This is a genomic window from Trichocoleus sp. FACHB-591 (genome assembly GCF_014695845.1).
Classification (GTDB): domain Bacteria; phylum Cyanobacteriota; class Cyanobacteriia; order FACHB-46; family FACHB-46; genus Trichocoleus.
The window spans coordinates 1-5690 of sequence record NZ_JACJPA010000125.1 but is presented as its reverse complement, the minus strand read 5'-3'; the positions used below and the strand labels follow the sequence as shown (position 1 = coordinate 5690).

The following is a 5690-nucleotide window of genomic DNA, read 5'->3' as shown; positions in this document are numbered from 1 at the left end:
GCAAAGCTTGCAGGCTTTGACGTTGGTAGGGAGTCGGCATCCCATCGAGCAAGTGATAGATTAGTTCTTGGGCGTGGGCAAGAATGTCCATTGTTCTTGCGGTCTATTAGTTTCACGCCCTTTCTGCCACCTTTTAAGCCTTGGTGCAAGATCTGAGTTAACGGATTACAGCAGTATTGAATGCTGGTGGGAGTTGATTTTTAGCGCCTATTTGCTTATTAGTCTGCATGCTGAGGGCTTTAAGCATTCTCCACAACTCAAGGGTGAGAATGCTGCAGTTTCTTCTTCCCCTCTGTTGCCGTTTAGTCAGCATCCCGACTGGGAGTTGGGGATGACCTGGAAGAGTGCTTTGAACAATTTGCGACTTCTGCTGCAACCGTATTGCTGTTGGGGGTGGTTAGAGTCTTGGTTACAGGTCTTCCCCATTCCTGAACTGAGACAGGGGTTTGAGCAGTTAATGGATTGGATGGATACCTTTCGCCTGTTGCCAAGCTCAGAGCTGGAAGTGGCAGAACTCAAAGTGGCTTGAGTGCAACTGATCAGTTTCCTCTCACCGTAGTAACAAAAGAAGGATGAGATAGGAGGTTGAAAGCCTTACTGTTTGAGCTTCAGTATTGTTGAGAGCGATCCCCATCTTCATTCACCCCTCTATTTCCTAATTCCGGCCTACCTCCAGTTCCGGGATCGCCCAAAAGCGAAAGAGCGGCCAGTTCAGAGTTGGATAACATCTACAATTTTGCGTTTTCTTTTGTGACGGTTGTTGTGGCCTGGAAGTAGTTGGTGGAGTTGATGATGGGCATCAATCTCGTCTTTCCGTTCCTGCATAATGCGTTCAATGACCCTTTGATTGGTGCTGAAGTTCTTCAAACCATTAATGGTGATAGCCCACTTGAGGCCATGAAGCTGGTCGGGGAGGTTGTTATGAGCCATGATGGCGTCGATCGCCCGATTGACGATCGCATCAGCTTCGCCAGTTTTGTATTTACGAGGCTTACTTTCGCCAGTAGCTTCTTCTGCAGTATCTTCAGCCTGGTTAGCGATCGCGGATTGCGTTATTGGAGCTTGTTTTGGTATTGCCACCACTTTAGTTGTCTGTGAATGAGCGATCGCCTTTTGAGCACTATCTTCCTGGCTAACCGCTTGTTGAGAGTGCAATTGGAATTGCATAAACTGAGACATGACATCAATGAGCTTGTCGAGTTTAGATTCCAATCCGTTAGCTATGGGTTGCTCAAGAGATAAATTGCTTATGAATTCAGTGGATTGGATTGGTTCATTAACTTCGCTCTCCTCCATCAGCTCTGGTGCAGTCTCAGTGGTTTCAGAAGTTGAGGCGATCGCCTCTATCGTTTCTGCTTCATCAACAGATTCCTCTTCTGTTGCTCCTGGAGCGATCGCCTCGATAGGTTCAGCTTCCTTTGCCTCATCAACTGCCGCTGCTTCTAACTGAGCCGCTGTTGCTTTCGGGGCTAACTGCTGTAGAGACCAAGCGACCCAAGCTGACATTTTATTGGGTTGGAGTTTGCCGTCAAAGTGTTCGAGAATCTGAGCGATCGCGGCTTGGTCATCTTTCCAAATGCGAAGGCTAGTACGCTGCGATCGCTGCCGTTCCCCGATTTGAGTGTCATCCACCCGATCCTGAAACGGAGCAATCGGCTGAATCCCGCCTAAGCCCAACTTAATACCTTTACGCTTACCGACATACTGAGCAATGACCGAGTCCGCAATCTCAAAATCTGCGTAGTGACGAGAAGCAGCCAGCGATCGCCTGAGTTCAGGATTATGCTCATCGAGGACTGCATAATGGCCTTGAATGGCGGCTCTAAACTCCACTGGGTCTACGCGAGGTTGGACAGTACCAAAAGGTCGCGATCGTGGCGTAGACAGCCCGAAAGAGATGGGTGTAGAGATCGCCCCCAGATCTGGAAGGTCCGAGAAGTGGCGATCGCACGCCGCAGCGACAGCGGGACCAAAGCGAGCATTGACCTCTTTGGCTGGTAGCTCCTGCGTCTCCGGCAACTCCCGTCTAATCTTGGCTAAAGCCTGGCACACCTTCTCCGAGGTCGTCAGCGTGGGAATCTCAAAACAGAGCGTTTGCGTTTCTCCCCCACGTTTGAGCGCCCCGGTAAAGACCACACTTCAGCGCGTCTTGGGTTCAAACTTAGCTGTCGAAAGCAGCTCACTCGAGCGTCTTCCTGTTAGTACTGCCAGAGCAGCAGCCACCTCTGACCACTCCGGTGACTCCAGCAAGCGCACAGCAGTGGCCACAATACCATCTGGATTGTGCAGGGGCTTCACATTTTCATTGCGTTCTGCGACCGATCGCTGCTTCTTATCATTGAGCTGAGTGTATTCCTCAGTCGAGAACTTGATGTAGTTGAGCGAGAAATGGTCATCCCTGAATTGGTCTTTAATCGCCCTACGAGTTTGGTCCATCAAACTCTGCTGTTAGTTGAGTGCTTCAGCCCTGCCCTCGGAGCATTGTGGGTCAATCGCATTCACTTTGAATTGCGGATAGGGTGCTTCTTTTGGGAGGGACAATCGTGCAGGAACCACCTTCACCGAATCTAATTTCGACTGCCATTGCCCCACCGCCCTCATCTAGCATCCAAGATAAAGTTGCTGTGCATCCCCTGAAAAAACCGAAATTATGCTGAAAGATCTGGGCTATCTGGCTTGAGCAGCGTATTATGTGGAAACAATCTACCTAAGTATCAAATTTAGGGAGCTATGCCGGATTGTTCTGCCTATCTACCCTAAATTGGGGTCTTAGACAGAAAGTTTCAGCCCATCAATAGTTGGGCTGCTTAGGTTATCTGTGGGGTAATGGTTTCCAGCTTATCGATGGACGTTCAATCTCCAAGTCATGTAAGGTTAACCGTGGATTGATGCTTTGAGTCTGTTGTAAAGCAATTAATATTGGGTTGGTATGCTTGTAGGCAATTGAGCTAGTCCAATCTAGTTTCTTACTCCACAGAAGGGTAATCAGAAATTTGATCTAGAACCTGTCAATCGTGGACTTACCCTACAAGTAGGAATGGACATATGACAACCCATCAAACAGAAAATATTGCACCCAAGGCGAGTAAGAAATATACCACAGTTGTTTACTTTCACGGGATGGGACGGCAACGACGCTTTGCTGAATTAAGTCGGCTCGTTGATCGGTTAGATCAGCATGCCAATTTTGACAAAAATCAGAATCTCAGAGAGGTTCCAAGACTCAGAAAGATTCGAGCTAAAATAGAGCCCTCTCGAATTTGCGATTTGTCAGACGATGTCGCATTTATTGAGCTGGACTACATACATTCAAAGGATGGGAAATGGCATCGTGATTCGTATCGATTTTACGAAGTCTATTGGGCATATGTTACGGCAGGAGGTGTGCCATTATTTGATGTGATTGCATGGTTGTTTAACCAAACTTTAAACCCTATTCGGTCGATTCTTTCTCCCTGGCGATCGCGAGCTCGTCTGCGTCGAACTTATCTCCACAACTTGTGGTCAACTTTGCAGGGTGACCCATCCAAGTTTTCTGAAAAGTTCCAACAAAATGACTTGAAGAAATTGGTCGAGTATTACGATCAGTTTGAGAGTCCTGGTGCCTGGCATGACTATCCAAGAGGAACTTTTTCAGATTTTATTCAATTCCTAAAACGATCTAAAAGTACTAATCGCTCAGCGTTAATCACGTTAGCAAAGAAATGGCATTGCTACTACTTGAAGTCAGAGTTCTTCAACCAAATCTATTTATTGACCTTGGCGTTGATTCTGCTTCTGGCTGGGCTGACTTTACTCACCTTCGCTTTCTGGATCTTTCAACAACTAGGACTAGTTGGGCTTCCAAAATTCTTGATAGATCAAGGCTTAGAGAGCGTCAGCCAATTATTGACACCTTCCTGGAGTAGTGTATTTGTCTTGGCGTTAGCCCTCTCCGGCGTCTTAGGGCTGACGACCTTTCTACAAGATTTTATGGGAGATGTGCAATTTTGGGCAACATATGCAGAAGATAATGAAAAGTATAAAAAGCGGCAAGAAATTCTGAATGTTGGAGTTCACACGCTGAAACATGTGTTGATGGATGATTCGTGTGAACGGGTTGTCGTAGTGGCACATAGTCTGGGATCGGCGGTCGCCTATGATGTGTTGCGGAGATTGGGGCAATATAGCCGAGCACATGCGAAGCAAACTTCTGCGCCAGCGCTACCTGTAGAAAAACTGGATCAGTTTTTCACTATGGGCTGCCCAATTGATAAAATTCACTATTTCTTTGAAAGCGAGGTAGGTCAATATCACCGATATAACCGGGTCAAAGAGCAAATTTGGGGTGATATGGGCGCGGCTCCCTTCTCTAGAAACTTCAAGCCCCACATTCACTGGGTTAATTTCTGGGATCAGGCAGATATTATTGGAGGAGCTCTAGAATCGCCCGTTCATCGACGCCTGCGAACCACGTCAATCGATAACGTGGAAGTTTTCGACAGCCTCTTTCCGTCTCCTATCAGCAGTCATAGTGCATATTTCGAGAATCGAAACGTAATTGGCATTATGTTTGATGCTATCTTCAATAGCAAATATTCCTTTAGGTCTGGCCCTCATGAGAAGCTAGACTATCAACAGCTTTTGTTAGGTCCGGGTAACGGCTTGATTACAACTAGGGTTTTGCAAGGGTTAACGATTGTATTCCCCTGGTTGATTTTGACCAATATCCTGGCAGTTTTCTTCAAGGCGTCTGACAGTTTGAAGATTGTTTTTAATGTTGGAATCCTTGTAATCTTGGCTTTGTTCCTGATTGTCTGGTTGATCGCAAAACGGGTGCCTGCTGATCAACTATACCTATGGCTGCGGTTCCTAATCTATCGACCTAGTAAAATGGGGAATGCTTCTCCTACTCAATCAGGATAAGCGCATCTAACCCTCTTTCAAGAAACACTTTCGACCCCTATGCATTGTCACATTTTTCTTCACAAACAAAAAATCCTCAAAACATATACGTAGTGAGGAATTGAGCGATCGCCCCTTTCCCTCTGCCCTACCAGCGCGATCGCGAATTTAAGGAAAATACATGGTTTGTATGACAAAACATGACTGTATTTTTCGTTAATGGAAGAGATGTAGCGATCGCTTCAAGAATGCCCAATTATCAATAGAAAGCGGTTGAATGTCTTTAGGGGTAAGGGATTGAGGCCAGTCAGGGAGACCGGATTTTAACAAAAGTTCTTACTTTTGAGAGCGATCGCTCTGGTCTTGGGTTTAAAAGCTGGCAGCAAGTAGATAAGGATGGAAGTTTTGTGCGACAGCCGTGTGGCAGGTGTTGCTGCACTCGGCATCTGGGATGCATATGCAATCCAATTTCCGCCTTGTATTCCGATGGTCAGTTGTGAGTCAGGTGTTGCACAAATTCAGTGAGGAGTTTGAATGGATTGGGCAGCCGAGGAGTTATGGGATGTAGATTTAGGGGATGCAATACCAATGCAAAATTCAGAATTCAAAATTCAAAAAGGATGAGCTATGCATTGTCGCATCTTTCTTCACAAATAGAATAATCATCAAAGAGCTTACGCAGTGGGTAACAAAAGGCTTGAAGCAGATGTGTAGCAAGGGATAGAGCTGCCAAGCACAAAAAAAGATAGGCTTGCTACTTGAGCACAAGCCTACCCCTAAAAATGCTGCCTCTATTCTACCAAGCT

5 protein-coding genes are annotated in these 5690 nt (G+C 46.4%); 2 read left to right on the top strand and 3 right to left on the bottom strand.

What is annotated here, in order from left to right; all coding sequences use genetic code 11:
• Window positions 1–211: 211 nt before the first annotated feature.
• Window positions 212–529 (top strand): hypothetical protein, encoded by a 318-nt coding sequence (locus tag H6F90_RS29855; protein WP_190555619.1) that lies wholly within the window; start codon window positions 212–214, stop codon window positions 527–529.
• 182 nt (window positions 530–711) lie between these two features.
• Here the strand turns inward: H6F90_RS29855 and H6F90_RS29850 are convergent, their stop codons facing one another.
• Together H6F90_RS29850 and H6F90_RS29845 are read right to left on the bottom strand one after the other, a co-directional pair.
• A complete protein-coding gene (locus tag H6F90_RS29850) occupies window positions 712–2136 on the bottom strand; it encodes a hypothetical protein (RefSeq protein WP_190555617.1) in 1425 nt (474 codons plus the stop codon).
• A 3-nt stretch (window positions 2137–2139) separates the two neighbouring features.
• Entirely contained in the window at window positions 2140–2436 is a 297-nt protein-coding gene (locus H6F90_RS29845) for a protelomerase family protein (protein WP_190555615.1), read from the bottom strand.
• A gap of 609 nt (window positions 2437–3045) precedes the next feature.
• Between H6F90_RS29845 and H6F90_RS29840 the strand changes: the two genes are divergently transcribed.
• Entirely contained in the window at window positions 3046–4905 is a 1860-nt protein-coding gene (locus H6F90_RS29840; RefSeq protein ID WP_190555614.1) for a hypothetical protein, read from the top strand.
• Window positions 4906–5481: 576 nt separating this feature from the next.
• On the opposite strand, the gene H6F90_RS30410 is transcribed toward H6F90_RS29840, so the two are convergent.
• A partial coding sequence (locus H6F90_RS30410) for a hypothetical protein (protein ID WP_206756210.1) occupies window positions 5482–5690 on the bottom strand: 209 nt, incomplete at its 5' end.

What these genes read in the sequence shown, in the direction of transcription:
- H6F90_RS29845 (WP_190555615.1), bottom strand. Translation starts at nt 2,436, where the DNA reads ATGGACCAAACTCGTAGGGCGATTAAAGACCAATTCAGGGATGACCAT.
- H6F90_RS29840 (WP_190555614.1), top strand. Translation starts at nt 3,046, where the DNA reads ATGACAACCCATCAAACAGAAAATATTGCACCCAAGGCGAGTAAGAAA.